The following is a 24,327-nucleotide window of genomic DNA, read 5'->3' on the forward strand; positions in this document are numbered from 1 at the left end:
TAACGGTTACACTTTTGTACCACCAGCGCTCGGCCGGCGTCAACACCTCGGTCGGAAATCGGTAGGCTGGCCATCGACTCGCAGGGAGGACAGCGTGCGCAAACCAGCCACGATCCGCGATGTGGCGCGTGACGCGGGCGTCTCGGTCGCCGTCGTCTCGCGTGTCATCAATGAGGGATCCGGGCCGGTCGCCGCCGCGACCAGGGCCAGGGTCGTCGAGGTGATCGAGCAACTCGGCTATCAGCCGCGGGCAGCCGCCCGCGAGTTGCAGCAGCGGGGCAGTACCACCATCGGCCTCGTTCTGGCCGACCTCACCAATCCGTTCTTCGCCCGCCTGGCCGACCGGGTCGTCTGGGAGGCCAGGGCGCGCGGAATCCACGTCGTGCTGCTCACCACCCAGGAGGACGAGCACCTCGAGGCCGAGTCGATCGAGACGCTCATCGGCCGTTCGGTCGGCTCCGTGATCGCCACCCCCACCGGGGGCAACGCAGCCAAGTGGCGGCGGCTCATCGAACTCGGCGTCAATGTCGTGTTCGTCGACCGCGAGATCGAGGAGCTTCCGGAAGCCGACGTCGTCACCATCCGCAACGACCAGTCGGCAGAGGTGACGACTCGCCATCTCCTCGAACTCGGGCATGAGCGCATCGCCTTCATCTCGGGTCCGTTGACGACGTCGACCGGTCGCTCGCGTGTGGCCGGCTTCCGTCAGGCGATGACGGATGCCGGCCTCCCCGTCGACGACAGGCTCATCAGGGCGATTCCCTTCCGCGGCGACTCCGGCGGTGACGCCGTGAGCGCGCTGCTCGCCCTCCCCGATCCGCCGACGGGCATCATCGTGGGCAACACGGCACAGGTGCGCTCCTCGCTTCGCCGCATCAAGCAGATCGGCGTCAGCGTTCCCGAAGACCTCAGCGTCGTCGTGTTCGACGACAACCCGTGGACCGAGCTGGTCTCACCGCCGCTCTCCGTGATCAGGCAGCCCATCGACATGCTCGCGTCGCACTCCGTCGATGTCGCCGTCGGTCGACTCCGCGGCGCCTTCACCGAACCGCCACGACGAATCGAGATCGACGCCGAATTCGTTCAGCGCTCGAGCGCTGCACCTCGCATCAGCCCTCCGGCGTCGGCCGCAGCCGGCTGAGTCATCCACCCCTCGCCGGAGTCGTTCGCCGGCCATTCCCCCACTGTCAGGAGCATCCATGTCCGTCGTCGTCACCGCCGTCTTCCACCCGCGGGTGGGCCAGCACGACACTCTGGTCGCCGCGTTGCGCGAGAGAATCCCCGCCGTGCACGCGGAGAAGGGATGCCGCCTCTACGCGATCCACGACGCTGAAGACGGCACCGTCACGATGCTCGAGAAGTGGGACTCCCGCGCCGACCTCGACGCCCACGCCACCGGGTCGGCGGTCGCCGCCCTCGACGCAGCCGTCGGTGGATTCCTCGCACGGCCCACGCCCGTCACGCTGATGACGCCGATTGCAGCCGGTACCGCCGACCAGGGCGAGCTGTGACCACGGGCAGTGCTCAGCCGAACCTGCCAGCCGTGCCCACAGTCATCGTGATGGGCGTGTCGGGATCCGGGAAGTCAGCCGTCGGATCGGCGCTGGCCGCGCAGCTCGGACGGCCGTTCATCGACGCCGACGACCTGCATCCAGCATCGAACATCGCCAAGATGGCGCAGGGGCATCCCCTCGACGACGACGACAGGGGCCCCTGGCTGGATGCTGTCGGCGCCGCCGCCATCGCGGCGCCGGGCACCGTCATCGCGTGCTCCGCCCTGCGCCGGCGCTACCGGGAGAAGTTGCTGCTCGCCGCTCCCGACGCCGTCTTCGTCGAACTCGACGTGCCGAGAGGTGAGCTCGAGCGGCGGGTGCGGGAGCGTTCCCACGAGTTCATGCCGTCGTCGCTGCTGGACTCGCAACTGGCGACGCTCGAGTCGCTCGAGGTCGATGAGCCCGGTTTCGCGGTTGCGGTCGACCCGGCGGAGAGCCTCCATGAGCTGATCGAGCGCATCGAGGCCCGTCTCGGCGAGCTCGCGAGCGGCTAGGCCCCGGCCCCACGCCCGGGCCCGGTCGGAGGCGCACGCCAGAACGCGGCGACCTCCGCGGCGACCCTCTGCGCCTGCAGGTGACCGGCGACGGCCGATGCCTCCCGGGCCGCCGGGTCGAGGGAGTTTCGGCCCAGAGCGCGCTTCGCCTCCCGGTCGGGAGAGACGACGAGGCCGCGGACCCCGGGTCCGAGGGCCGTGAGCTGGGCGCGTACCGAGGTACCGACGCCGATGCCCCTGGGGAGCGGAGCGATCACGATGACGGTGTCGCATCCCGCAGCCAACTGCACATTGGCCGAGTAGGGCAGGCCGCCGTCGATGTAGTACCTGCCGTCGATATCCACGGGCGGCCACACCAGGGGCACGGCGCAGCTCGCACCCACGGCGTCGATGAGAGGCACGCCGTCGGCGGAGGTGAAGACGTGGAGCTTCCCGGTCAGCACGTCGTTCGCAGCGATGCGCAGGTCGCGATCCGGCCACTCCGACACCGGAACCCGTTCCGCGATGACAGCGCGGCGCGCAGCGGCCTCGGCGGCGTCAGTGCGTTCCAGGCTCGCCTGGCCCAGGCTTCGGATGGCCTTCGTCCGGTCCTTGGCGAACGCGAGGCCGCTCACGAGCCGGAGGATGTCCACGCCGGAGAGCTTCGCCGCACGTTCGCCCACCGAGCTACGCCGCTGCGCCTCGAAGAGGCGCTCCAGCGGGGTCCCGCTGGCCAGTTGCGCCGCCACCGTCGATCCGGCCGACGTGCCGACCAGCCGATCGGCCGTGCGCACGTGCACACCGGCCTGCTCCAGGCCGAACAGCAGTCCGGTCTCCCAGGCGATACCGGTGACCCCTCCACCACCGAGAACGAGTGCAGACCCCATGTGAACCTCCGTGCCGACGAGCGGATCGCGCACCGCCGCTCGCGTCATCCTCGCCCACCCCGGTCGGCGCCGGGCCGCGACACGCTCCCGATCCCGACACCGGGTGCACCTACGCTGAACGAATGACGGATGCAGCCGCTACAGCCCCGATGATCGGCCCCGTCATCGCTCCCGACCTGCACGTGATGACCTACAACATCCGTCGCCGCATCGGACACGTCATGCCCACCCACCCCGACCGCTGGGCGACCCGCAGACCGCTGCTGCGGCGCATCCTCCAGGCCGAACAGCCGACCATCCTCGGAGTGCAGGAGGCGCTGGCCGACCAGGCCGCGTACGTGGCCGAGAGCCTCGGGCCCGACTTCGGAGGCGTCGGCCGTGGCCGAAACCCCAACGGGCGCGGCGAACGCAGCATCATCTTCTTCGATCGCCGCCGGCTGCGCCTGACGGCCACGAACCAGCTCGCCCTGTCGGACACGCCGGACAAACCGGGCTCCCGCACCTGGGGGAACAGCGTGCCGCGCGTCGTGGTCTCGGCCGAGTTCGACGACCTCGCCACCGGCGGGCGCGTCATCGCCTTCACCACCCACTTCGACCACAAGTCCCCCAGGGCGCGCTGGCGGTCGGCGCAGATGATCGTGAAGTTGGTGGCCGATGCTCAGACCGCGAACCCGGCCGCTGTCGTCGTCGTGACGGGCGACGTGAACGCCGATGTCGACTCGGCGGTCTACAGGCACCTCACCGAGGGCGGCGTGCTGCGCGACAGCTGGCACGCGGCCGAGCATCGGCTCACGCCGCAGTGGGGAACGTTCTCGAACTACCTGCCGCTCCGACCAGGCGGCAAGCGCATCGACCTGATCCTCGTCGGCACGAACGTGGAGGTCGAGCGCACGGGCATCAACGTGGTGCGCTTCGATGGCGCGGCGGCATCCGATCACGATCCGGTGCAGGCCGTCGTTCGGGCCATCGGCGCCCACGGAGTCCCGAACGAACCCCCGGCAGAAGCCGTCAAGGTCACTGCCGGGTAACGATCGCAGACTCCGGGCACGCCCCTATTGCGGCCCGTCGCCGAACCCCGCTAGGTTCATCTCTTGGTGCTGCTCGATCCCGGCAGACCCAGCCCACGACGGGAAGGAGAAGACCCCATGTTCTACACCCAGCACACGAACCTCGCGATGACGCCGTTCGTCACCTCTGCGGCCTCCTTCCCTCGGATCGCCGGCTGACCCCTGGTCGCTGACGCCTCGAGCGTCGTGCCCCGCCACCCCTCGGGTGGTACCGATGGCTGAGCCATCGTCGACGGTCGCCCCGTCCTCCCGCTGATCGACTCCGGTCGTCGGCGGATGCTCCGGGCGACGTCGCCCCGCAGTGCGCCACCGCGCCTGCGTCCTCTCCTCCAGCGACCTCTCGCATGCTTCGCGCTGCCCTCTTCCGGCCGCGACGGATGCCGTCACGACCAGCTTCACCACCATCCGCAACGCACCACCGATCACCCCAGGGAATCACCATGAATACGCAACTCCTCACGGCCCGAGATACGCAATCGCGGGCTCAGCAGTACACGACGACGGGACTCGACCGCCTCGCGCGGCGCGCTGGCCTGGCGTTGGTGCGCTGGAGCTCACGCTCGAGCGCACGGAACGTTCGCGACACGCAACTGTCCAGTCACAGCGTGCAGAACCGACGCGAGGCCGATTCGCTGCGCAGAACCAGCACCCACGACACCCAGTTGCTGGTGCTGCTCTCCCGCGGCCAGTTCTGATGTCCGGCATCATGCCCCGACGGGCATGCACTCCCCCTCCGCTCGACCGGAGGACCGGAGAGCATGCCCTCGGGGCATCGTCGTACCCACGACCTCAGTCGGGCGCGACGACCACCTCGACGCCAGCGGCCCGGATGCGGTCGAGCTCCTCGGGGTCGGCGCTGGCATCGGTGATGAGCATGGCCACCTGGCTGAGCTCGGCCATCTGGGCGAGGGCGACACGACCGATCTTCGAACCGTCGGCGACCACCACCGTGCGCTGCGCCTTCATCACCATGGCGTGATTCGTGCGCGCCTCGGTCTCGTCGTGGGTGGTGACCCCGGATGCCGCCGAGATGCCGTCGGCCCCGAGGATGGCCGTTCCGACGTTGACGGCCGTGAACGTGCCCTCGGCGAGTACACCGACGAGCTCCAGCGACTGGGGCCTCAGGATGCCGCCCGTCATGATCACCTTCAGCTGCGGGTGGTTGGCCACGAGGCCGGCAATGGTGAGGGAGTTCGTGACGATGGTGAGGTCGGCGTGCCGCGCCAGCTCGCGCGCCACGCTCGCCGTCGTCGTTCCGCCCGACAGCGCCACCGCGTGCCTGCCCTGGGGAACGAGGTCGGCCATGGTGCGGGCGATACGCCGCTTCGCGTCCTGGAAGCGGCTGTCGCGCAGGGCGACGGGCAGCTCGGTTCCCCTGTCGAGCACCGTGGCTCCTCCGTGAGTGCGCAGCAGGAGGTTCTGGTCGGCGAGGTCGGCGAGGTCGCGCCGCGCGGTGGCCGGCGAGATGCGCAGCGTCTCCGACAGCTCGAGCAGGCTCACTGTGCCGCGTTCGGCCACCAGGTCGAGGATCGCCACCATGCGCTGGGACCGCTTGCCCGAGCCGATCCGCGCGATCGTCGCATCGGTCGAAGCAGTAGCCATCATCGGAAGTCCCCCTCGGCCGGCCGATCGCCCGTCGGGTCGATCAGTTGGAATGATCACTTTATACCCAAATCGCTCATTCAGTTGCGCGATTCGCGCATTCGCTCGATGATCGATCCATGCCTCAGATCGTCTTCCTCGGCGCCGGTAGCGTCGTCTTCACCCGCCAGCTCCTCGCGGACCTCGCCCGCTTCGATGACCTTCCGGCCTTCACGGTCGTGCTGCACGACATCGATGCCGAGAGGCTGGAGGTCGCGCGGGGCACGGCCGAGCAGGTGGCCGCCCGCTTCGGCCGCGACGTCGAGGTCGTCGCGACGCTGGACCGCCGAGCCGCACTGGCCGGAGCCGACTTCGTCGTCAACATGATCCAGGTGGGCGGCATCGCGGCGACCCGCATCGACCTCGAGCTTCCCGCACGTGCCGGCATCCGGCAGACCATCGGTGACACCACGGGAGTCGGAGGCGTCTTCAGGGCGCTGCGCACCTTCCCGGTGCTCTCAGGCATCGCGAACGACATGCTCGAGCTCTGCCCCGACGCGTGGTTCCTGAACTACACCAACCCGATGGCGATGAACGTGTGGTGGATGTCGCTGGTGGCGCCGTCGATCAAGACCGTCGGCCTCTGCCACAGCGTCTACTGGACGGTGAACGACCTGTGCGAGCTCATCGGAGTTCCGCTGGAGGGCACCCACTTCCGTGCGGCCGGCGTGAACCACCAGGCCTGGCTCACCGAGTGGAGCCGCGACGGCGAGAGCCTCTACCCCTCGCTGCGCGAGAAGATCGCGGCCGACCCCGAGCTCGAGCGCCGGGTACGCGTCGAGATGTTCCGCCGCCTCGGCTACTACCCCACCGAGACGAGCGAGCACTCGGCCGAGTACCTCGACTGGTTCCTGCGCTCCGACGAGCAGATCGAGCGGTTCCGCATCGAGCCCCTGCAGTACATCGGCATCTCCGAGGAGAACGTCGCGGAGTTCGAGGCCGCGAAGCTCGCCCTCGCCGAGGGGCGCCAACTCGAGCTGGAGGAGGGCGCAGCAGAGTACGCACCCCAGATCATCCACTCGATCCTCACCGGCACCGAGCGGGTCATCCACGTCAACGTGGTGAACACCGGCCTCATCGACAACCTGCCGCAGGGCACCGTCGTCGAGGTCCCGGCCACCGTCGACGCGGCCGGCGTGCATCCGATCGCCGTCGGGTCCATCCCGGAGCAGGGCGCCGCCCTCAACCGCACCTACCTCTCGGTCGCCCAGCTCACCATCGACGCCGCTCTCACCGGTGACGCCGAGCTGGTGCGCCGTGCCGTGCTCGTCGACCCGAACGCCAGCTCCAGCATCACGCCAGAGCAGATCTGGGCGCTCTGCGACGAGCTCACCGACGCTCACGCCGACCTGCTGCCCACCAGCCTGGGCGGCCGTGTCGAGCTGGCGCTGCCGTGACCCTGGCCTCGACGCGCTCCCTCGTCGACGACGCCGCCGAGCGCGGCGGCGCCGTGCCGTCGTTCAACGTCATCACCCTCGACAACGCCGAGGCCATCGTCGCGGGAGCCGAACAGGCCGGCTGCGGCGTCCTTCTGCAGCTGAGCGAGAACGCCCTCGCCTGGCACGGCGCGCCCGAGCCGATCCTCGCCGCCTGCCGCGAGCTCGCGCTGGCGGCCGCGGTGCCCATCGGCATCCACCTCGATCACATCCAGGACGACGCCCTCGTCGAACGGATGCTGCCCCGAGCCGTCGAGCTCGGCGTCGGGTCGATCATGTACGACGCGTCGAAGCTCGCATACGCCGACAACGTCACGGCGACGACGACCCTCGCCCGCCGAGCCCAGCAGCTCGGGCTCTGGGTGGAGGCCGAACTCGGTGAGATCGGCGGCAAGGACGGCGCGCACGCCCCCGGCGTTCGCACCCACCCCGACGAGGCGCGCGCGTTCGTCGAGGCCACGGGCGTCGACGGGCTGGCCGTCGCCGTCGGCAGCTCGCACGCCATGCGCGACCGGAGTGCGGAACTCGACATCGCCCTCATCCGCGAACTCGCCCTGAGGGTCTCGGTCCCCCTCGTTCTCCACGGGTCGTCGGGGGTGTCGGATGCCGGCATCGCTGATGCCGTTCGCGCCGGCATCCGCAAGGTGAACGTGGGCACGGCGCTCTCGATCGCGAGCACGGCCGCCCTGCGCTCGTCGCTCGCCGGGCAGCCCGACGCCGTCGATCCGCGGAAGTACTCGAGGGCCGCCCGCTCCGACACCGCTGCGCTGGTGGCGCACCTCTGCGAGGTCATCGCAGACCCCGCTCGCTGACAGGGCGTGCTAGCGTGTGGGCGATCGTGATCCGACGGCAGGAGGTGAGACCCATGAACGCAGTAACCACAGTGGGCGCTCCCGTGCAGTCCACGATCGAGCGACTGGGGTAGTCGCCGCCGGGAGCGCCTGTCAGGCACATCGCGAAAGGCGACTCCCATGAACACCACCTCCTCCTTCCCCTCCGCTTCCTCCTCCCCGTCCGGTCCCGGCACCAGAGCACTGGTCCTCGGCGGCGGCGGCGCCACAGGCAACGCCTGGCTGATCGGCATGATCGCCGGGCTGTTCGAATCCGGGCTCGACGTGACGACGCCCGACCTCACCGTCGGAACCTCGGCCGGCGCGACGGTGGCCGCCCAGCTGGCCGGTGCGACACCGCCCGAGCTGCTGGCAGCCATCCTGTCCGCACCTCAGCAGCACCAGCCCGTCGCTGCCGGATCGGCCAGCGCACGGTCCACCCTCCGTCCCGTGCACGACCACCTGGAGCGGTTCAGAGGCATCATCGCCTCCTCCGCCGACGGAGCCGACATGCGGCGCCGGATGGGTGCGATGGCGCTCGCGGCGGATGCGGCATCCGACGGCTCCCGACGGGAGCGGTGGCGCGCCACAGTCGCCTCCCGCTTCCCTGGCCACGACTGGCCGCCGCGCACGGTGCTCATCACGGCGGTCGATGCCGAGACCGGGGACGGCGTCGTCTTCGACGGCAGCAACGGCGTCAGCCTGATCGACGCCGTCGCCGCCAGCACATCAGGCGGCGGCTCGGCCTATGCCATCGACGGCAGGGCGTACATCGACGGCGGCTACAGGCGCTCCAGCGAGAACGCGGATCTGGCAGCCGGCCACGACACGGTGCTCGTGCTCTCCCCGCTGGGCGGCAGGTCGTTGTATCCGCCGGAGTGGAACATGCACCTCGCGGCCCAGGTGCATGAGCTCCGCGCCGGCGGCAGCAGGGTCGAGACCGTCTTCCCGGAGGGCGACGCCGAGCACCTCCTCGGCGTCAACGCGATGGATCCGTCGCTGCGCCCCGCGGCAGCCAGGGCCGGCTACGACCAGGGGAGGGCCGGCGCCGAGCGGATCGCCGAATTCTGGCGGTGACGCCGGGCGACCTCAGTCGGCGCTGCCGGATTCCGGCAGCCCGAGCACCCGCCGCGCGTTGCCTGCGTACACCGCCGCCAACTGCTCGTCGGCCAACGCCAGCGCCGACACGGCCCAGCGCCCCTGCCCGGGGATCTCGCTCCCGGGGTCGTAGCTGAACGATTCGTCGGAGCTCTCGAGGAACCTGAAGTACAGCTCGAACTGCTCGTCGTTCGCCGGGTAGATGTCGGTGCCGAACAGCACCCTGTCGCCGAAACGCTCGATGAGCGATCGGAACCGACGCGGCTGCCTGCCCAGCTCCGCCATCCGCCCCGCGATGTCGATCGAGTAGTTCGGTGCGGCCGCGAGCAGACGCTCGACCCTGTCGAGATCCTCGGCGGCGCATCCAGCGTGGGCTCCGATGAATTGGGTGCCGGGGCAGGCGAGCACCAGGGCGGCGTGGGCGTCCAGGAGGGTGTCGAAGGTCGGGTAGCGATCGGAGTCGCCGAACCACCAGTCCTGGGCGAACATGAGCTCGTCGAGGCGCTCGTTGTGCGCATCCAGCGGCTCGAAGAAGGCGATGGGATCCGCCGTGTGAATGAGCACCGGCAGGCCGAGCTCGCCTGCATGGCGGAGCACCGCGATGACCCTCTCGTCGTCCGGCAGGATGAGCGACCCGTCGGGGTCGCGGTGGGTGAGGCCGAGGTTCTTCCACACCTTCACCCCCCGAGCCCCGCGGGCAGCACTGTCGTCGAGCGATGCGATGAGGGTCGCGACGCCGTCCGCGGCGCCCTCGGCGCTCTCGCCGCCGGCGCGGGTGAGCACGGCCCAATCGAGCTGGCAGAAGGTCAGGAAGCGGCCCGGATACGCACTGTCGTACCGCTCGACATTGGCGCTCACCTCGTCGCCCCACATCCCGTCGAGGTTCACCATCGCCTGCACGCCGTGGGCGTCCATCATCGCCACGAGTGCCTGCACGTCGGCGACCATCCAGTCGTCGTCCTCCGTGAGCCATCGACCCAGGTGGTTGTGCACATCGATCGCGGGATGCGCGGCACGCTCGACACGGGTGACGGATGCCCGCAGCTGGCTCACCGGCTTCCACTCGGCCAGCCGCAACTCGGCGAGGGCGGCGAAGTCTGGCTGGGTCATCCTGAAACCTCACTGTAACAAATGATCACCCAAAGTGAGCGATATGCACATTCTAGTTGTCAAACGCTCATTTCGAACAGATGATGAATTCCACACCGCGGTGCGCATCGCCGTCCGCTCGAGTCAGCAGGAGTCCCCGTGATCACGTCCCAGGAGATCGCCAGCCAGCCGGCGATCTGGCGCGAAGCCCTCACCCGCATCCCCGAGGCGACAGCGCTTCTCGCCCGACCCGGCGAGCGGGTCCTCGTCATCGGCTGCGGCACCTCGGCCTACGTCGCCGAGTCCTTCGCGGCGCTCCGCGAGGCGGCCGGACTCGGCGAGACCGATGCCGCCTACGCGTCGGAGCCTCGCGCCTGGCGCCCGTATGACGCCGTCATCGCTCTCACCCGGTCGGGTACGACCACGGAGGTCGCCGACGCCCTGCGGTCCGTGCCGGCCGGCGTACGGACCATCGCCGTCACCGGCGTCGCGGACTCGCCCGTCGCCGACCTCTGCGACGACGTTCTGCTGCTCGACTTCGCCGACGAGGAGTCGGTCGTCCAGACCCGCTTCCCGACGACCTTCCTCGTGCTCGCCCGGGCCGCCTTCGGCGAGGACGTCTCGGCGCTTCCCGATGAGGCTGCCGCGGTGCTCACGGCCCCGCTGCCCATTGACGTTCCGGCGCTCGGACACTTCGTCTACCTCGGCACCGGCTGGACCTACGGCCTCGCCCAGGAGGCAGCGCTCAAGATCCGCGAGGCCGCCCAGGCCTGGGCGGAGTCCTACCCGCTGCTCGACTACAGGCACGGGCCGCTCGCCGTTGCGGGCGACGGATCACTCGTGTGGATGCTGGGCCGTAGCGACGACGACCTGGCCGACGACATCCGTCGCACCGGGGCAACCGTGCTCACCTCGACGCACGATCCGCTCATCGAGTTGGCCCAGGCGCAGCGCCTCGCCGTCGCGGTGGCCGAACTGCGCGGACTCAATCCAGACACTCCCCGTCACCTCACCCGTTCCATCGTGCTCGGCTGAGCGCAGACCCACCCCTGCAGAGCAGAAAGAGGATTCAACGATGAATGGCACCTCCCGCAGCACCCCCTTCCTGAAGACATCAGGGGTTCTCAAGGCATCCGGCCTGATACTCGGTCTCTCGGTGCTCGTCGCACTCACCGGCTGCTCATCACAGCAGGGCGCGACCACGCTGGATGAAGACGCCAAGGTGCAGATCGACATGTGGACCGGCCAGACCGACGACGCCGAGAAGCTGATCGAGAAGCTGGCCGACGAGTTCGAGCAGGACCACCCGAACGTCACCATCAACGTCTCGCCGGGCGCATCATCCACCGAAGACCTGCTCCAGAAGATCTCTGCCGGTTTCGCCGGCGACAAGTACCCGGACATCTCCTACGCCTTCGGCTCGTGGGCGGGCCAGCTCGAGTCCTCCGGTCGCACCCTCGACATCACCGACCAGGTGAGCGAGCCCGACGTCAAGTGGGACGAGTTCTCGGCATCCGCCCGCGCGACGGCGCAGCCGACGGGCGCCAAGACCATCGGCTTCCCCGCCATCGCCGACAACCTGTCGCTCATCTACAACAAGACGGTGTTCGATGCCGCCGGCGTCGACTACCCCACGGACAGCTGGACCTGGGACGACTTCCGGGCGGCCGCCAAGAAGCTCACCGACGAGGCGAGCAACACCTACGGCTACGCGTACTCGGTCTCCGGCTCCGAGGAGACGACCTGGCAGTTCTGGCCGCACCTCTGGCAGAACGGCGGCGCCATCCTCAACGAGGACGACACGAAGGCCGAGTTCGCCTCGGATGCCGGCGTCGACGCCCTCACCTACCTCCGCGACATGGCCGTCGACGACAAGAGCATCTACCTCGACCAGACCGATACGAAGTTCGGCGAACTGTTCGCCAGCGACCGCATCGGCATGATCACCTCGGGCCCGTGGCAGCTGTTCGACCTGAAGACGGCGGGCACCCAGTACGGCGTCGTTCCGCTTCCCGGAACCGACGGAGACCAGCAGACGGTGTCCGGCGCCGACATCTGGGCCCTGTTCGACCACAAGGACAAGAACCGCGAGTACTGGAGCTACGAGTTCATCAAGTGGCTGACGGATGCCGCGCAGGACGAGCGCTGGAACGTCGAGATCGGCAACCTCCCGCTGCGCAGCTCCGAGATCGACTCGGCGGCCTTCCAGAAGCAGGTCGAGACCTACCCCGGCCTCGACGTGATGGCGGCCAACATGGTCAACGCCAAGCAGCCGCGGCCGACGATCCCCGGCTACGTCGGGCTCTCCGAGGCCATCGGCGGCGCGATCTCCGATGTGCTCCAGGGCCAGGGAGAACCGAAGCAGGCGCTCGAAGACGCTGCCGCCCAGGCCGACGACGCCCTCAGCGAGTAGGGAGTGAGCGTGCAGGAGGTCGCACGACCGGAGGTGGTGGCATCCGTTCCGGATGCGGCCGCTCCCAGCCGTCGCGCAGCCCGCCGTCGGCAGGGCCGGAGGGCGATGCTCACGGGATGGGGATTCGTGGCACCCGCCACCCTCATCATCCTGGGCCTGTCGATCTTCCCGGCAGCCTGGGCGTTCCTGCTGTCGATGCAGAAGTGGGACGGCTTCAGTGAGGCCACCTTCGTGGGCGGGGCCAACTACGCCAAGCTCGTCTCCGACGACGAGTTCTGGGGAGCCGTCTGGAACACCATCGGCTACACGGTGCTCTTCGTGCCGGCCTCGGTGCTGTTCGGGCTGTTCCTCGCGGTGGCCCTCAACCGCAACATCCGCGGCATCGGCTTCTACCGCACGGCGATCTTCGTGCCCTTCGTCGCCTCGGCCGCCGCCACGGGCATCCTTTCCACCTACCTGTTCAGCCCGCAGTACGGCCTCGTGAACAACGTGCTGCGCACCCTCGGCCTGCCGGAGCAGGGCTGGCTGGAGGACCCGGCCCAGGCCATGGTCGTCATCGCGATCATGTCGCTGTGGGGGCAGGCCGCATTCACCACGGTGATCTACCTCGCCGCCCTGCAGGACATCCCGTCCGAGCTGCTGGAGGCCGCCCGCATCGACGGCGCATCACGGTGGCAGACGTTCTGGCGGGTGGTCTGGCCGCAGCTCGCCCCGGTGACGGTGTTCGTGTCGATCTGGCAGACCATCGGCGCCATCCAGCTGTTCGACCTCGTCTACACGACCACCCGCGGCGGGCCGTTGGATGCGACCAAGACCATCGTCTACTTCCTCTACGAGAAGGCGTTCAAGAGCCTGCAGTTCGGCTACGGATCGGCCGCCGCCTACGTGTTGTTCGCCGTCACCCTGCTCATCACCATCGGCGTCGTGGTGTACTCGCGCCGCCGCAATCTCGAGGCGTTCTGATGACAACCCTGCTGAACGAAGTCGTCACCTCCTCCGAGCAGGTGGCCGACCACCCCGCACCGCCCCGCCGACGCCGGAGGCGCATCAGCGGCTGGCACTTCTTCCTCGCTCCCGTCGCGCTGCTCTTCCTCATCCCGTTCGTGCAGATGCTGCTCGCCTCGCTCTCGCCGGCGAAGGAACTCGTGACGTTCCCGCCGCCGTTCATCCCGTCGCGGCTCACTCTCGACGGCTACGTCGGCCTCTTCCGCGACACCGACGTCGTGCTGTGGTTCGGCAACACGCTGCTCGTCTCGCTGGTGGCGATCGTGTCGAACATGATCCTGTGCTCCCTGGCCGGCTACGGTTTCGCTCGCCTCAAGTTCCGCGGCCGCACCTTCGGGTTCTTCGCCATCGTCGCGACCATCATGATCCCGACCCAGCTGCTCATGATCCCCACGTACATCATGTTCTCGAAGCTCGGTCTGCTCGACGGACTGGGCGCGGCGATCGTTCCGTGGCTCGCGACGGCGTTCGGCATCTTCCTCATGCGGCAGTTCTTCCTGTCGCTGCCGGCCGAACTCGAGGAGGCCGGTCGCATCGACGGCTGCACGCAGTGGCAGGTGTTCTTCCGCATCGTGCTGCCGCTGGCCAAGCCCGCCCTCGCGACACTCGCGATCTTCACCCTGCTCGGGTCGTGGAACGACCTCGTCTGGCCGCTCATCGCGATCAACAACGACCAGGCGTTCACGCTGCAGCTCGGAATCGCGAACTTCCAGTCGACCAGGCGCACCCAGTGGGAGCTGCTCATGGCCGGCAACGTCGTGGCCACACTGCCGCTGATCCTGTTCTTCCTGTTCGCCCAGCGCCAGTTCATCCAGACGATGACCTTCTCGGGACTCAAGGGATGACGGGCGTGCTCGTCGTCGGCGACGCGAACCCCGACCTCATCCTGACCGGCGACACCGTGCCGCGCTTCGGCCAGGCCGAGCAACTGCTCGACGGAGCCGACCTCGTCGTGGGCGGTTCTGCATCGATCGTCGCCTGCGGACTCGCCACGCTCGGGGTCTCCACCGCCCTGATCGCCGCCGTCGGCGATGACGACTTCGGCCGCTTCATGACGGATCACCTGGCCAGGCTCGGCGTCGACACCAGCGCCATCGTCGTCGATCCCAGCACCCCGACGGGACTGAGCGTCATCCTGGCGACATCCGGCGACCGTTCCATCCTCACGCTGCCTGGCACCATTCCGACCCTCACGGCCCAGGCCGTGCTCGCCGCCGTCGACCGCCTGCAACCGCAGCACGTGCACATCGCCTCCTTCTTCCTGCAGCCGATGCTCGCGGCTGGCCTGCCTGCGCTGTTCGCCACGGTGAAAGAGCGCGGCATCACGATCTCGCTCGACACCAACTGGGATCCGGCCGAGCGGTGGGCTGGGCTCGACGAGGTGCTGCCGCTCGTCGACGTCTTCCTGCCGAATCGCGAGGAGGTTCTCGCCATCGCCCGGGTGACGACGGATGCGGCCCCTGATGTCAGCCCTGACACCGCGGCCGCGGCTCTTGCAGCACTCGGCCCCCGCGTCGTCGTGAAGTCGGGCGCCGACGGTGGAGTATCGGTCGCCGCTGACGGCCGGATCGTTCGCGCCCCGGGGCTGGTGATCGACGTCGTCGACACCACCGGAGCGGGCGACAGCTTCGACGCCGGCTATCTCGCGGCGCTCGTCGCGGGCGTCGCGTCCGAGGAGGAGCGCGTGCGCTGGGCCGCCGTCGCCGGTTCCCTGTCCACGCGCGGCGCAGGAGGCACGGGGTTCCAGGCCACCGCCAGCGAGCTCGCCAGCCACCTCGCATCCGCAGCACGATGATCCGCACCCTCGGGTTCAGCCCCTCGCTCGACGTCGTCTACACCGTCGACGCCGTGACCCTGGGCGCCATCCATCGACCGACCCGCGTGCTGCGCACGGCCGGCGGCAAGTCTCTCAACGTCGCCAGGTCCCTCGTCACCCTGGGCCGCCCGGCTGCGGCGATCGTGCCGCTCGGCGGACGCATCGGCGAGCTCATCGTCGACCTGCTCCAGCCGAGCCCCATCGAGCTGACCGTCGTGCAGACGACGAGCGAGACCCGCATGTGCGTGACGGCGGCGGATGCGGCATCCGGAACCCTCACCGAGTTCTACGAACGGGCACCGACGCCCGATCCCGCCGCCGTGACCGAGATCCTCCACCACATCGACGCCGGTGCCGACGGCGACATCCTCGCGATCTCGGGGGCGATCCCCGACGGACTCGACGTCGCAGCCGTCGTCGCCGCCCTCGCTCGCGCCTCGGCGCGCGGGGTGCGGATCGCGGTCGACGTGCACGGCCCCGCTCTCGGGGCGATCGTCGGCGGGGTGCATCCGTGGGTCGTCAAGGTCAATCGCAGCGAAGCTGCTCCCCTCACCGGGCTGGCAGAGAGCGCCGACCTCGCGGCGCACGCCGCCCGGCTGCGGGAGGCCGGTGCCGGCATCGTCGTGCTCACCGACGGAGCCGACGGATCGTTCGCGGCCGATGCCGACGGCTCGGCCTGGAGGGCCACCTCCGCACGCACAGCCGGCGCCTTCCCCGTGGGCAGCGGCGACGCGTTCTTCGCCGGACTGCTGGCCGAGCTCGACGACGGCTGCGAGGTGCCTCGCGCCCTCCTCACCGCGGCGGCCTGCGGGGGCGCCAACGCCGACGTCGCCGGCGCCGGAGTCTTCGACCTCGCCACGGTCGAGGAGTGCCGGGCGATGACGCGCGTGGTCGGGGAGTCCGATTCCCGCGCCGACAACGGATGACGCCGCGAGCGCAGGCGACGAGAATACTGTCGACGAAGAAGGGGGTCGCCGATGACCACTGCAGAACAGCCGTCCGAGCACTTCGCATTCGATCCGCGGAACGAGGTGCACGCCCGGGCGATCGCCCGGCTGTCTCGGGAGGAGATCGCCTGGATCGGGTCCGTCGGCGGCGACGGAACACCGCACGCGGTCCCGGTGTGGTTCCTGTGGCGTGATGGCCGTGTGCTCATCCTGAGCCAGCCGAACACCGCCAAGGTGCGGAACCTCCGGCGCAACGACAAGGCGCTCGTGCACCTGGAGGCCGGGGACGACGGCGAGCAGCTGCTCGTTCTGCGCGGCACCGCCCGCCTGTCGCCGACTCCGGCCGGCGACTGGATCGCCGAGATCGGCCGGGAGTACTCGGAGAAGTACGCCGACGGCCTGGTGCGCGAGAAGCTCACGATGGAGTCGATGGCGGCCAGCTACAGCGTCGTCATCGAGTTCCTCCCGAAGCGCCTGATCGCCTGGTGACGCGGACCGCTCAGCGCTCGACCGGAACGATCTCCACATCGCGCAGCGTGCCGGCATCCGCCACAGCGGTCATGATCGTGCACACGGGCTGACGTCGGCGATCCGTCGGGGATCCGGGGTTCAGCAGCCGGATGCCGCCGGGCGTCGTCGAGTCCCACGGGATGTGGCTGTGCCCGAACACGAGAACGTCGAGCCGCTCGTCGGCGCCGTACCGGGCATCCATCCGCGCCTCTCTGCCCGCCGCGGAGCCGGTCTCGTGCACGACGCCGAAGCGCAGCCCGTCGATCGCGGCCGTCGCGAACTCGGGCAGCCGCATCCGCAGGTCCGCTCCGTCGTTGTTGCCGTACACGCCGACGAACCGTGCCGACCGCGCCTCGATGGCGTCGAGGGTGGCAGTGTCGACCCAATCGCCGGCGTGGATCACCACGTCGGCGGCGTCGATCGCCCGCCACACCGCATCGGGCAGCCGGCGCGCGCGCGTGGGCAGATGCGTGTCCGAGATGAGAAGAAGCCGGGTCACCATGGGTCCATCATCGCGCGGACGGACCCAGGGTGACCCGGCTTCACCGGGATGCGGCTAGTTGACCTCGCCGCGCCAAGCGCCCTCGGCCGTGCCCTGCTTCTCGATGAGCTCCTTGAAATTCTCGAGGTCCTTCTTCACAGCGCGGGAGTCGAAGCCGAGGGCGGATCCGACCTTCTCAGCCGCGCCGGTGGGCTCCCAGTCGAGCTGCACGGTCACCCGGCTCGTGGTGTCGCTGAGGCGGTGGAAGGTCACGACGCCGGCGTGGTTCACGTCACCGTTGATGCTGTTCCAGGCGACCCGCTCATCGGGGTGCTGTTCGGTGATCTCGGTGTCGAACTCGCGGGTCTGGCCGGCGATGGTCACGGTCCAGTGCGTGTGGGTGTCGTCGGTCTGCGTGATCTCGTCGACGTAGTGCAGGAACTGGGGGAACGATTCGAACTGCGTCCACTGGTTGTACGAGGTCGTGACGGGAACGTCGACGTCGATCGTTTCGATTACCTGAGCCATGGTGTGCGTCTCTCTTTTCGTAGGTCGTACCTGAAGTCGGTGCGCTGGGCACCGGATGCCTCCGTCAACGACGGTACGGGCCGGGCCGGTCCGCTCTTTAGGGGTTGACTTCCCAGCCGCCGGAACCCGCCGGCGTGCCACACTCGTTCCATGCGGAGGATCACCGTGACGAACAACATCTCGCTCGATGGCGTCATGCAGGCGCCGATGTCGCCCGAGGAGGACACCCGCGGCGGCTTCACCCTCGGCGGGTGGGCCGTCGGCGCCGGAGCCGACCCAGAACTCGGCGCCGAGATGGGCAAGGGCATGGCCGCCAGCGGTGCGATGCTGTTCGGCCACCGCACCTACGACAACATGGCGGCGTTCTGGCCGCACCAGACGGATGCGAACCCGTTCACCGAGCACCTGAACCGCACCGAGAAGATCGTCGTCTCGCGCGACCCGTCGCTGGAGTTCAGCTGGCAGAACTCCACCCTGCTCGCCGGTGAGGCCGTTCAGACCGTCGCCGAGCTGAAGAACACCGAGGGCGGCGACCTGTCCATCCTCGGCAGTGGTGAGCTCGTGCGAGCCCTCGCATCCGCCGGCCTCATCGACGAGTACGTGCTGATCATCCACCCGGTGCTGCTCGGCAGCGGGCAGCGCATGTTCGATGGCGTGCGGCAGGACCTCACGCTTCTCTCGAGCATGACGACGGCGACGGGCATCATGCTGGCGCGATACGCGCCCGCTGATCGCTGAAACGCCTCCGGGTCTACGCTCGCAGCATGCGTCTGCTCCTCCTCCGCCACGGCCAGACATCCTCGAACGTCCTCGGCCTGCTCGACACCGATGCCCCCGGCCCGAGCCTCACCGAGCTCGGCGAGGAACAGGCCAAGGAGGTTCCCGGAGCGCTCATCGGGCTCGCGCCCGGACTTCAGCTTCCGCACGCCCAGGTGCCCGACGCACTCTTCGTGTCGACGGTGCTGCGCACGCAGCAGACCGCTGTGCCCGTGGCCCAGCATCTCGGCCTGCGGGGCACGGTGCTGCCCGGCGTGCGCGAGATCGAGGCCGGGGACTTCGAGGATCGCAGCGATCCGGAGTCGGTGCGCAGCTACCTCGAGGCGGCCTTCGCGTGGGCGGCCGGAGACGTGGACCAGCGCATCCCGGGTGGGCCCGACGGCCACGAGTTCTTCGCCAGGTTCGACGCCGCCATCGCCGAGGTGGTGGCTTCCGGAGCCGGCTGCGCGCTGGTCGTCAGCCACGGCATGGCCATTCGCGCCTGGGCCGGATCCCGGGCGCAGAACGTCGGCGGCGACTACGCCGCCACCCACGAACTCGACAACACCGGCCTCGTCACCCTCGACTCCGACGCCGACGGCGGATGGAGTCTGGTGGACTGGCACGCCGAGCCCATCATGGGATCGCACCTCGTCGACGAGTCGGCGGTCGACCCGATGAAGCGCACTCTCGCTGAGCTCGAGCATCCGTCGGGGTCCGTCGTCGACTGAGCTGGGGCCGCGCTCACACTGCGCTGCGCCTAGTCGGTTGCGGCGATCACTCCCTCTGCGGCCGCGCCCCGCCGTGGGCGCCGCCGCACCTTGGCCCGCGGCCCGAGTGCCTCCTCGAGCACGGCCAACAGCACCGAGACCACGACAAGGATCGGGAGGGCCACGAGCGCGACCTGCTCGGCGATCACCGGCACGAGCACGAGAGCCAGCACGGCGGCGCCGAAGCGGAGCAGCGACCACTGGCCGGACACCCGCGCCCAGATGAATCCCGTGGTCGCCAGATACAGCGACAGTCCGCCGCCCAGCGCCCAGGCCGCGAAGTAGCCGATGGCCTCCGGAGATTCGACATCGTGCATCGACTGCTCGACGCCGAGCGCGACGATGATGATGCCGGCCACGACGAACGGATGCAGGTAGGTGTAGACGTCGGTGGCTGCATCCACCCTGTCGCGACCCTCACGCTGCTGCAGGGCGTGCTCGGCGCCGCCCGCGAGGTGGTGGAAGTAGTTCCACCACATGGCGACGGCCAGGGTGATGGCGAACAGTGACCCGATGATGATCGGCACGCTGATGGCGAGCTCCGCGACCCCGACGCCCGTCGCCACGACGGACTCGCCCAACGCCAGGATGACGATGAGCCCGTGCCGCTCCGAGAAGTGGGCCATGGAGTAGATGCGCCAGTCGCCGCCGTGCGAGGTCGTGAAGATGATGACCCCCTGCAGCACCGCCGTCCCGAGCCAGATCCAGCCCTGCCAGGCGCCGCCGACGAGAGCACCGACAGTGGTCAGCACCAGCACGGGAACGATCGTGATGCCGACGCTGCGCAGGATCTGCCGGCGAAGCGCGGCATCCTCTCCCGCCGCGATCCAGTAGACGACGGCGTGCACGATGCTCACCAGCGTGATGCCGACCACGAACACCATCGGGGCGAACAGGCCGCCCTCGAGATCGTCGAAGCTCTCGGGGATCACGAGCGACACGATGAACATGATGGCGATCGCCAGCATGATTCCCACGCGAACGACTCCCCGGTCGGCGTGCGCCTGATTGGTGAGCCAGGCGAACGAGGTCCACGACCACCAGATGAGGGCGAGCACCGCGAGCCCCTGGAGCACGCTCTCGGCACTGTGACCGTGCGCCATCAGCTGCGTCACCTGGGTGAACGCGAACACGTAGACGAGGTCGAAGAAGAGCTCCAGCGTGGTGACCCTGTCGCCCTCGCGTGAGGTCTCCGCCGTGAGCAGTTGACCCGTGACCATCGCCCGGAAACCCGTCATGGCGGCAGCCTAGGGGCGGGGTCCTCAGGCGTCCAGAGGTCGCGCCCACCCCGCCGCCGTCCGACGACTCTCAACTGAGGGGGTCAGCGCAAACCGATCGGCCGACGCCTCCGAATCACCTTCACGACCGCGGACGTCTGCCCTTCTTCGTCTCGGCCCGCTGAAGCTCCATCTCAGTGCTGCGTCAGGTGCCCGAACCACCTGCCGCACGGCACCACGCGTAGCAGCACGACCCGCTAGCTCCACCACTCAGCGTTGCCCAAGGAGAAGCTCCCCATGAGAAGGACGATACGAACGACCCCGGTGCGCCGCCGGCTGATCGCAGGCGCCACCGCTTTCACCGCAGTCGCGCTCGCCAGCCTCGGCCTCGCCGCAGCGCCAGCACTGGCGGCCACCCGCACTGCCCCAGCCGACGCCGGCTGGGTGCGGGTCGGACACCTCTCGCCGGACACCGTCGCCGTCGACGTGCGACTCACTCCCGCTGACGGTGGGGCGGCACCGGTCGAGCTGGACGACGTGAGCTACGGCCAGGTGTCTCCGTACGCCGCTCTGGCGGCCGGCGACTACGAGCTCACGATGGTGCCGACGGGCGCGCCTGCCGGCACCACGCCCGTCATCGCGACCGAGGTCGCCGTCACGGCCGGCGTGGCCAACACGGTGGCGGCCTACGGCCTGAACGACTCCCTGCAGACCTTGTCTCTGGGCGACGACCTCACCAGCCCGGCCGCCGGCGAGGCCCGCATCCGCGTCGTCTCGGCATCGACCCAGGTGGATTCGGTCGACGTCACCACCACCACCGGCGTCGCCATAGCGACCGGGGCACTATCGGGCACGGCCACCGACTACGCGAGCGTTCCCAGCGGCCCGTGGGACCTCGTCGTCACGACGCCCGATGCCGCCAGCTACGACGCCTCGGTCACTGTCGACCCCGGTACCATCAGCACGCTGTTCGTTCTCGACAACGCCTCGGGCGGGCTCACCGTCATGCCCGTGCTCGACAGCTCGGCTGCCGGCGACGCCCCCGACGGATCGCTCGACACCGGCGGAGGAGCCCTCCGCGACGCCGGCGGTGCGGGTGCGCTCGGCGCCGCTGGCGCCAGCGCCACCGCGCCACTCACCCTCATCGCGGGCTTCCTCGCCGCCGTCGTGCAGGCCGCCACTGCAGCGCTGCGCTGATCGTCTGACGCCCAACCGATCATGACCGACCCGACCCTGCTCCTCCGTCCACGAGATCGTCGCCATCGCCGACGCCGCCTGCTGGTGACAGCGGTCATCGCTGCATCGAGCCTGGCCGTCGGCGGCATCGCCACGGTCTGGGTGTCCACCACGCGAATGGCGACGGATGGCGCTCCCGCCGCTGTGTCCGCTCCGCTGTCGACGGCCACTCCTCCGGAGGCTCCGCCGCGGAACCGTGACGTCAGCGCATCGGCCGGCAGCATCCAGGACCCCGTCGCTCCGGCGGCATCGGCCGACCGAAGCGGAGTCAGCGTCCAGCGCGTGCAGATCCCGGCGATCGGCGTCGACGCCGCCGTCGAGCCCATCGGTCGCGACCATACCGGCATCCTGCAGCCTCCGACTGCATGGGCTGATGCCGGCTGGTACAGCGCCGGTGTGCTCCCCGGCGCGATCGGCCCGGCCGTGCTTGCCGGCCACCTCGACACCACCGAGCGCGCCGCCGTCTTCGCCCGGCTCAAAGAACTGACGGCGGGCGACACCATCATCGTTTCGCTCTCCGACGGCGCGCAGGCCACGTTCGCCGTCGACTCCGCACTCGACACGTCGAAGGTCGCGTTTCCGACCGACGAGGTCTACGGCCCGACGCCCGATGCGCAACTGCGGCTCATCACCTGCAACGGCCCCTACGACGATGCAGCCCAGTCGTACGCCAACAACTTCGTGGTGTTCGCGTCGCTGGTTCCGAGCGACAGATGACGCGGCCCGTCGAGAGATCGGATGTCTGCGGGAGTGCACGCTACGATCGGGGCATGGCGGTCACCGACGAAGCGATCCTGAAGATCAAAGAGATGATCATTGCGGGTTCGCTCGCTCCCGGCGACAGGCTCCCTCCCGAGAAGGAACTCAGCGAGAGCCTCGGGCTCTCCCGCTCCTCCCTGCGCGAGGCGGTCAAGGCCCTCGAGGTCATCAGGGTGCTCGACGTGCGACGCGGCGACGGCACCTACGTCACCAGCCTCGAGCCACGCCTGCTGCTCGAGGCGATGTCGTTCGTCGTCGACCTGCATGACGACCACTCCGTGCTCGAGATCTTCGCCGTGCGACGCATCCTCGAGCCTGCTGCATCGTCGCTCGCCGCTCGCAACGCCACCGAGCCCGACCTCGAGAAGCTGCGCGAGGTCGTGGCCAGCGTGGATCAGGCGGCGGATGTCGCCGGCCTCGTCGAGCACGACCTCGAGTTCCACCGCGGCATCGCCGAAGCCGCGGGCAACGCCTACCTCGCGAGCCTGATCGACTCGCTGTCGTCGCACACCGTGCGGGCGCGCATCTGGCGCGGCATCACGCAGGAGAACGCCGTCGGCCGCACGCTGCAGGAGCACCACGCCATCCTGGACGCCATCGCGGCAGGCGACGGCGACCTCGCCTCCGCCCTCACCGTGGTGCACGTCTCCGGCGTCGAGCAGTGGCTGCGGAGCGCGCTCGGGCCTGACGCGCCGAGACTCTAGCGAGCGCGCAGAAGAGGCGCCGACTCTCGTCGACGCCTCCCCTGGTACCGCTCCGATGTTCGCTGCGTTCGCTGCGTTCTACTCGTACAAGACGGCGGCGATCTTCTCGTCGTCGATGTTGTCCTTGTCGTACCAGTAGTAGCCGGTGTCGATCGTCTTCGGCAGGTCCTTGCCGTCGATCGCCTCCACGGCGGCCTTCACGGTCTCATAGCCGATGCCGACCGGGTTCTGCGTGATGGCGCCGAGCATCTGGCCGTCACGGATGGCGTCCATCTGGGCCTTGCCGGAGTCGAAGCCGACCACGACGAGCTTCGTCGGATCGATGCCGAGCTCCTTCACGGCCTGCACCACGCCGATGGCCGAGCCCTCGTTCGAGCCGTAGAGGCCCTTGAGGTCGGGGTTGGCCGAGATGATGGCCTTCGCGAGGTCGGCCGACTTGGCCTGGTCGCCGCCGCCGTACTGGATATCGACGATCTCGATCTTCGGCTCGTTGTCCTTCATGTAGTCGACGAAGCCGTCGCGACGCTCCTGCCCCGTCACCGAGGTCTGGTCGTGCACGACGAGAGCGACCTTGCCCTCGTGACCGATCGCGTCGGCCATGTGCTTGGCCGCCTCGGCCGCTGCGGCGGTGTTGTCGGTCGCCGCTGTGGTGACCGGGATGTCGCTGTCGACGCCGGAGTCGAAGGCGATCACCGGGATGTTGGAGTCCTTCGCCTGCTGCAGCAGCGGGCCGGCTGCCTGGCTGTCGAGGGCCGCGAATCCGATGGCGGCCGGGCTCTTGTCGAGCGCCGTCTGCAGCATCTGGATCTGCTGGTCGACGTCGGCCTCGGTGTCGGGTCCTTCGAAGGTCAGCTCGACCCCGAACTCGTCGGCGGCCTGCTCGGCCCCCGACTTCACGGCCTGCCAGAACTGGTGCTGGAAGCCCTTCGAGACGAGGGCGACGTACGGCTTGTCACCGTCGCCGCCTGCGCTGCCGCCCGAGCTGTCTCCGCCCCCGTCGCTCGCGCATCCGGAGAGGATGAGCGCTGCCGCAGCGAGGCCGACGACGGCCCCCATCGCGCGCTTTGTGAACATGGTCACTCCTTTGTGTTGGTGTTTCGCTGTGTGTTAC

At 69.3% G+C, this 24,327-nt stretch carries 27 protein-coding genes; 20 read left to right on the forward strand and 7 right to left on the reverse strand.

Annotated features, from left to right (window positions below):
• Window positions 1-94 precede the first annotated feature (94 nt).
• The 3 genes from ASC59_RS10695 to ASC59_RS10705 are packed head-to-tail and all read left to right on the forward strand — an operon-like array spanning window position 95 to window position 2,047.
• The gene (locus ASC59_RS10695; RefSeq protein WP_055821978.1) at window positions 95-1,141 is read left to right on the forward strand and encodes a LacI family DNA-binding transcriptional regulator; all 1,047 of its coding nucleotides are present in this window, start codon (window positions 95-97) and stop codon (window positions 1,139-1,141) included.
• A 58-nt stretch (window positions 1,142-1,199) separates the two neighbouring features.
• Window positions 1,200-1,511 (forward strand): putative quinol monooxygenase, encoded by a 312-nt coding sequence (locus ASC59_RS10700; RefSeq protein WP_055821981.1) that lies wholly within the window; start codon window positions 1,200-1,202, stop codon window positions 1,509-1,511.
• 50 nt (window positions 1,512-1,561) lie between these two features.
• Window positions 1,562-2,047 (forward strand): gluconokinase, encoded by a 486-nt coding sequence (locus tag ASC59_RS10705; protein ID WP_055823197.1) that lies wholly within the window; start codon window positions 1,562-1,564, stop codon window positions 2,045-2,047.
• On the opposite strand, the gene ASC59_RS10710 is transcribed toward ASC59_RS10705, so the two are convergent.
• The gene (locus tag ASC59_RS10710; RefSeq protein ID WP_055823200.1) at window positions 2,044-2,913 is read right to left on the reverse strand and encodes a patatin-like phospholipase family protein; all 870 of its coding nucleotides are present in this window, start codon (window positions 2,911-2,913) and stop codon (window positions 2,044-2,046) included. The two genes, ASC59_RS10705 and ASC59_RS10710, sit on opposite strands and share 4 nt — an antisense overlap.
• Before the next feature lie 122 nt (window positions 2,914-3,035).
• Here ASC59_RS10710 and ASC59_RS10715 point away from each other — a divergent pair, with 122 nt between their 5' ends.
• Complete coding sequence (locus ASC59_RS10715) at window positions 3,036-3,941, forward strand: endonuclease/exonuclease/phosphatase family protein (RefSeq protein WP_055821984.1); 906 nt, start codon at window positions 3,036-3,038, stop codon at window positions 3,939-3,941.
• Window positions 3,942-4,420: 479 nt separating this feature from the next.
• Window positions 4,421-4,675 carry a hypothetical protein gene (locus ASC59_RS10720; protein ID WP_055821986.1) on the forward strand — a complete coding sequence of 85 codons (255 nt, stop codon included), beginning with the start codon at window positions 4,421-4,423 and terminating at the stop codon, window positions 4,673-4,675.
• A gap of 94 nt (window positions 4,676-4,769) precedes the next feature.
• Here ASC59_RS10720 and ASC59_RS10725 read toward each other — a convergent pair whose 3' ends face one another.
• Entirely contained in the window at window positions 4,770-5,585 is an 816-nt protein-coding gene (locus ASC59_RS10725) for a DeoR/GlpR family DNA-binding transcription regulator (protein ID WP_235492660.1), read from the reverse strand.
• A gap of 116 nt (window positions 5,586-5,701) precedes the next feature.
• Here ASC59_RS10725 and ASC59_RS10730 point away from each other — a divergent pair, with 116 nt between their 5' ends.
• The 3 genes from ASC59_RS10730 to ASC59_RS10740 all read left to right on the forward strand — a co-directional run bounded on the left by ASC59_RS10730 (window position 5,702) and on the right by ASC59_RS10740 (window position 8,964).
• On the forward strand, window positions 5,702-7,018 hold the full coding sequence (locus ASC59_RS10730; RefSeq protein WP_055821989.1) for an alpha-glucosidase/alpha-galactosidase: 1,317 nt from the start codon (window positions 5,702-5,704) through the stop codon (window positions 7,016-7,018).
• Window positions 7,015-7,869 (forward strand): class II fructose-bisphosphate aldolase, encoded by an 855-nt coding sequence (locus ASC59_RS10735; protein ID WP_055821992.1) that lies wholly within the window; start codon window positions 7,015-7,017, stop codon window positions 7,867-7,869. Before ASC59_RS10730 ends, ASC59_RS10735 begins: the two co-directional genes overlap by 4 nt.
• Window positions 7,870-8,028: 159 nt before the next feature.
• Window positions 8,029-8,964 carry a patatin-like phospholipase family protein gene (locus tag ASC59_RS10740; protein WP_055821995.1) on the forward strand — a complete coding sequence of 312 codons (936 nt, stop codon included), beginning with the start codon at window positions 8,029-8,031 and terminating at the stop codon, window positions 8,962-8,964.
• A gap of 12 nt (window positions 8,965-8,976) precedes the next feature.
• Here the strand turns inward: ASC59_RS10740 and ASC59_RS10745 are convergent, their stop codons facing one another.
• Window positions 8,977-10,095, reverse strand: coding sequence for an amidohydrolase family protein (locus ASC59_RS10745; protein ID WP_055821999.1), 1,119 nt, complete (start codon window positions 10,093-10,095; stop codon window positions 8,977-8,979).
• 138 nt (window positions 10,096-10,233) lie between these two features.
• Here ASC59_RS10745 and ASC59_RS10750 point away from each other — a divergent pair, with 138 nt between their 5' ends.
• Genes ASC59_RS10750 through ASC59_RS10780 form a run of 7 tightly spaced genes read left to right on the forward strand, consistent with a single transcriptional unit; the run spans window position 10,234 to window position 16,744 of the window.
• Window positions 10,234-11,109 carry an SIS domain-containing protein gene (locus tag ASC59_RS10750; RefSeq protein ID WP_055822002.1) on the forward strand — a complete coding sequence of 292 codons (876 nt, stop codon included), beginning with the start codon at window positions 10,234-10,236 and terminating at the stop codon, window positions 11,107-11,109.
• Between the two features lie 40 nt (window positions 11,110-11,149).
• Entirely contained in the window at window positions 11,150-12,487 is a 1,338-nt protein-coding gene (locus ASC59_RS10755; RefSeq protein WP_055822006.1) for an ABC transporter substrate-binding protein, read from the forward strand.
• Between the two features lie 3 nt (window positions 12,488-12,490).
• Window positions 12,491-13,450, forward strand: coding sequence for a carbohydrate ABC transporter permease (locus ASC59_RS10760; protein ID WP_235492661.1), 960 nt, complete (start codon window positions 12,491-12,493; stop codon window positions 13,448-13,450).
• On the forward strand, window positions 13,450-14,337 hold the full coding sequence (locus ASC59_RS10765) for a carbohydrate ABC transporter permease (protein ID WP_082513528.1): 888 nt from the start codon (window positions 13,450-13,452) through the stop codon (window positions 14,335-14,337). The genes ASC59_RS10760 and ASC59_RS10765 overlap by 1 nt, the downstream gene beginning before the upstream one ends.
• The gene (locus ASC59_RS10770) at window positions 14,334-15,287 is read left to right on the forward strand and encodes a carbohydrate kinase family protein (protein WP_055822009.1); all 954 of its coding nucleotides are present in this window, start codon (window positions 14,334-14,336) and stop codon (window positions 15,285-15,287) included. The genes ASC59_RS10765 and ASC59_RS10770 overlap by 4 nt, the downstream gene beginning before the upstream one ends.
• Complete coding sequence (locus ASC59_RS10775) at window positions 15,284-16,234, forward strand: 1-phosphofructokinase family hexose kinase (RefSeq protein WP_055822013.1); 951 nt, start codon at window positions 15,284-15,286, stop codon at window positions 16,232-16,234. The genes ASC59_RS10770 and ASC59_RS10775 overlap by 4 nt, the downstream gene beginning before the upstream one ends.
• Window positions 16,235-16,285: 51 nt before the next feature.
• Window positions 16,286-16,744, forward strand: a complete 459-nt coding sequence (locus ASC59_RS10780; RefSeq protein WP_055822015.1) for a pyridoxamine 5'-phosphate oxidase family protein — start codon at window positions 16,286-16,288, stop codon at window positions 16,742-16,744.
• Between the two features lie 10 nt (window positions 16,745-16,754).
• Here ASC59_RS10780 and ASC59_RS10785 read toward each other — a convergent pair whose 3' ends face one another.
• Both ASC59_RS10785 and ASC59_RS10790 read right to left on the reverse strand, forming a co-directional pair.
• Window positions 16,755-17,267, reverse strand: coding sequence for a metallophosphoesterase family protein (locus tag ASC59_RS10785; protein WP_055822018.1), 513 nt, complete (start codon window positions 17,265-17,267; stop codon window positions 16,755-16,757).
• 54 nt (window positions 17,268-17,321) lie between these two features.
• Window positions 17,322-17,774 carry an SRPBCC family protein gene (locus tag ASC59_RS10790; protein WP_055822021.1) on the reverse strand — a complete coding sequence of 151 codons (453 nt, stop codon included), beginning with the start codon at window positions 17,772-17,774 and terminating at the stop codon, window positions 17,322-17,324.
• 150 nt (window positions 17,775-17,924) lie between these two features.
• On the opposite strand from ASC59_RS10790, the gene ASC59_RS10795 reads away from it, so the two are divergent.
• Window positions 17,925-18,512, forward strand: coding sequence for a dihydrofolate reductase family protein (locus ASC59_RS10795; RefSeq protein ID WP_055822024.1), 588 nt, complete (start codon window positions 17,925-17,927; stop codon window positions 18,510-18,512).
• Window positions 18,513-18,538: 26 nt separating this feature from the next.
• Window positions 18,539-19,261, forward strand: coding sequence for a histidine phosphatase family protein (locus ASC59_RS10800; protein ID WP_055822027.1), 723 nt, complete (start codon window positions 18,539-18,541; stop codon window positions 19,259-19,261).
• Between the two features lie 29 nt (window positions 19,262-19,290).
• On the opposite strand, the gene ASC59_RS10805 is transcribed toward ASC59_RS10800, so the two are convergent.
• On the reverse strand, window positions 19,291-20,538 hold the full coding sequence (locus ASC59_RS10805; RefSeq protein WP_082513529.1) for a low temperature requirement protein A: 1,248 nt from the start codon (window positions 20,536-20,538) through the stop codon (window positions 19,291-19,293).
• A 276-nt stretch (window positions 20,539-20,814) separates the two neighbouring features.
• Between ASC59_RS10805 and ASC59_RS10810 the strand changes: the two genes are divergently transcribed.
• Genes ASC59_RS10810 through ASC59_RS10820 form a run of 3 tightly spaced genes read left to right on the forward strand, consistent with a single transcriptional unit; the run spans window position 20,815 to window position 23,216 of the window.
• Window positions 20,815-21,714, forward strand: coding sequence for a DUF4397 domain-containing protein (locus ASC59_RS10810; RefSeq protein WP_082513530.1), 900 nt, complete (start codon window positions 20,815-20,817; stop codon window positions 21,712-21,714).
• Between the two features lie 21 nt (window positions 21,715-21,735).
• The gene (locus ASC59_RS10815) at window positions 21,736-22,470 is read left to right on the forward strand and encodes a sortase domain-containing protein (RefSeq protein WP_055822036.1); all 735 of its coding nucleotides are present in this window, start codon (window positions 21,736-21,738) and stop codon (window positions 22,468-22,470) included.
• A 53-nt stretch (window positions 22,471-22,523) separates the two neighbouring features.
• Window positions 22,524-23,216: a FadR/GntR family transcriptional regulator gene (locus tag ASC59_RS10820; protein ID WP_055822039.1), complete on the forward strand. Its 693-nt coding sequence runs from the start codon at window positions 22,524-22,526 to the stop codon at window positions 23,214-23,216.
• 78 nt (window positions 23,217-23,294) lie between these two features.
• On the opposite strand, the gene ASC59_RS10825 is transcribed toward ASC59_RS10820, so the two are convergent.
• On the reverse strand, window positions 23,295-24,290 hold the full coding sequence (locus tag ASC59_RS10825; protein WP_055822042.1) for an ABC transporter substrate-binding protein: 996 nt from the start codon (window positions 24,288-24,290) through the stop codon (window positions 23,295-23,297).
• Window positions 24,291-24,327: the final 37 nt, after the last annotated feature.

The sequence above is a fragment of the Leifsonia sp. Root1293 genome, from assembly GCF_001425325.1.
Lineage (GTDB): Bacteria > Actinomycetota > Actinomycetes > Actinomycetales > Microbacteriaceae > Orlajensenia.

Excerpts from the sequence above, each read along its gene's own strand:
- ASC59_RS10700 (WP_055821981.1), top strand. The coding sequence starts at position 1,200 with ATGTCCGTCGTCGTCACCGCCGTCTTCCACCCGCGGGTGGGCCAGCAC.
- ASC59_RS10705 (WP_055823197.1), top strand. The coding sequence starts at position 1,562 with ATGGGCGTGTCGGGATCCGGGAAGTCAGCCGTCGGATCGGCGCTGGCC.
- ASC59_RS10710 (WP_055823200.1), bottom strand. The coding sequence starts at position 2,913 with ATGGGGTCTGCACTCGTTCTCGGTGGTGGAGGGGTCACCGGTATCGCC.
- ASC59_RS10715 (WP_055821984.1), top strand. The coding sequence starts at position 3,036 with ATGACGGATGCAGCCGCTACAGCCCCGATGATCGGCCCCGTCATCGCT.
- ASC59_RS10720 (WP_055821986.1), top strand. The coding sequence starts at position 4,421 with ATGAATACGCAACTCCTCACGGCCCGAGATACGCAATCGCGGGCTCAG.
- ASC59_RS10725 (WP_235492660.1), bottom strand. The coding sequence starts at position 5,585 with ATGATGGCTACTGCTTCGACCGATGCGACGATCGCGCGGATCGGCTCG.
- ASC59_RS10730 (WP_055821989.1), top strand. The coding sequence starts at position 5,702 with ATGCCTCAGATCGTCTTCCTCGGCGCCGGTAGCGTCGTCTTCACCCGC.
- ASC59_RS10740 (WP_055821995.1), top strand. The coding sequence starts at position 8,029 with ATGAACACCACCTCCTCCTTCCCCTCCGCTTCCTCCTCCCCGTCCGGT.
- ASC59_RS10745 (WP_055821999.1), bottom strand. The coding sequence starts at position 10,095 with ATGACCCAGCCAGACTTCGCCGCCCTCGCCGAGTTGCGGCTGGCCGAG.
- ASC59_RS10755 (WP_055822006.1), top strand. The coding sequence starts at position 11,150 with ATGAATGGCACCTCCCGCAGCACCCCCTTCCTGAAGACATCAGGGGTT.
- ASC59_RS10765 (WP_082513528.1), top strand. The coding sequence starts at position 13,450 with ATGACAACCCTGCTGAACGAAGTCGTCACCTCCTCCGAGCAGGTGGCC.
- ASC59_RS10770 (WP_055822009.1), top strand. The coding sequence starts at position 14,334 with ATGACGGGCGTGCTCGTCGTCGGCGACGCGAACCCCGACCTCATCCTG.
- ASC59_RS10775 (WP_055822013.1), top strand. The coding sequence starts at position 15,284 with ATGATCCGCACCCTCGGGTTCAGCCCCTCGCTCGACGTCGTCTACACC.
- ASC59_RS10780 (WP_055822015.1), top strand. The coding sequence starts at position 16,286 with ATGACCACTGCAGAACAGCCGTCCGAGCACTTCGCATTCGATCCGCGG.
- ASC59_RS10785 (WP_055822018.1), bottom strand. The coding sequence starts at position 17,267 with ATGGTGACCCGGCTTCTTCTCATCTCGGACACGCATCTGCCCACGCGC.
- ASC59_RS10790 (WP_055822021.1), bottom strand. The coding sequence starts at position 17,774 with ATGGCTCAGGTAATCGAAACGATCGACGTCGACGTTCCCGTCACGACC.
- ASC59_RS10795 (WP_055822024.1), top strand. The coding sequence starts at position 17,925 with ATGCGGAGGATCACCGTGACGAACAACATCTCGCTCGATGGCGTCATG.
- ASC59_RS10800 (WP_055822027.1), top strand. The coding sequence starts at position 18,539 with ATGCGTCTGCTCCTCCTCCGCCACGGCCAGACATCCTCGAACGTCCTC.
- ASC59_RS10805 (WP_082513529.1), bottom strand. The coding sequence starts at position 20,538 with ATGACGGGTTTCCGGGCGATGGTCACGGGTCAACTGCTCACGGCGGAG.
- ASC59_RS10810 (WP_082513530.1), top strand. The coding sequence starts at position 20,815 with ATGAGAAGGACGATACGAACGACCCCGGTGCGCCGCCGGCTGATCGCA.
- ASC59_RS10815 (WP_055822036.1), top strand. The coding sequence starts at position 21,736 with ATGACCGACCCGACCCTGCTCCTCCGTCCACGAGATCGTCGCCATCGC.
- ASC59_RS10820 (WP_055822039.1), top strand. The coding sequence starts at position 22,524 with ATGGCGGTCACCGACGAAGCGATCCTGAAGATCAAAGAGATGATCATT.
- ASC59_RS10825 (WP_055822042.1), bottom strand. The coding sequence starts at position 24,290 with ATGTTCACAAAGCGCGCGATGGGGGCCGTCGTCGGCCTCGCTGCGGCA.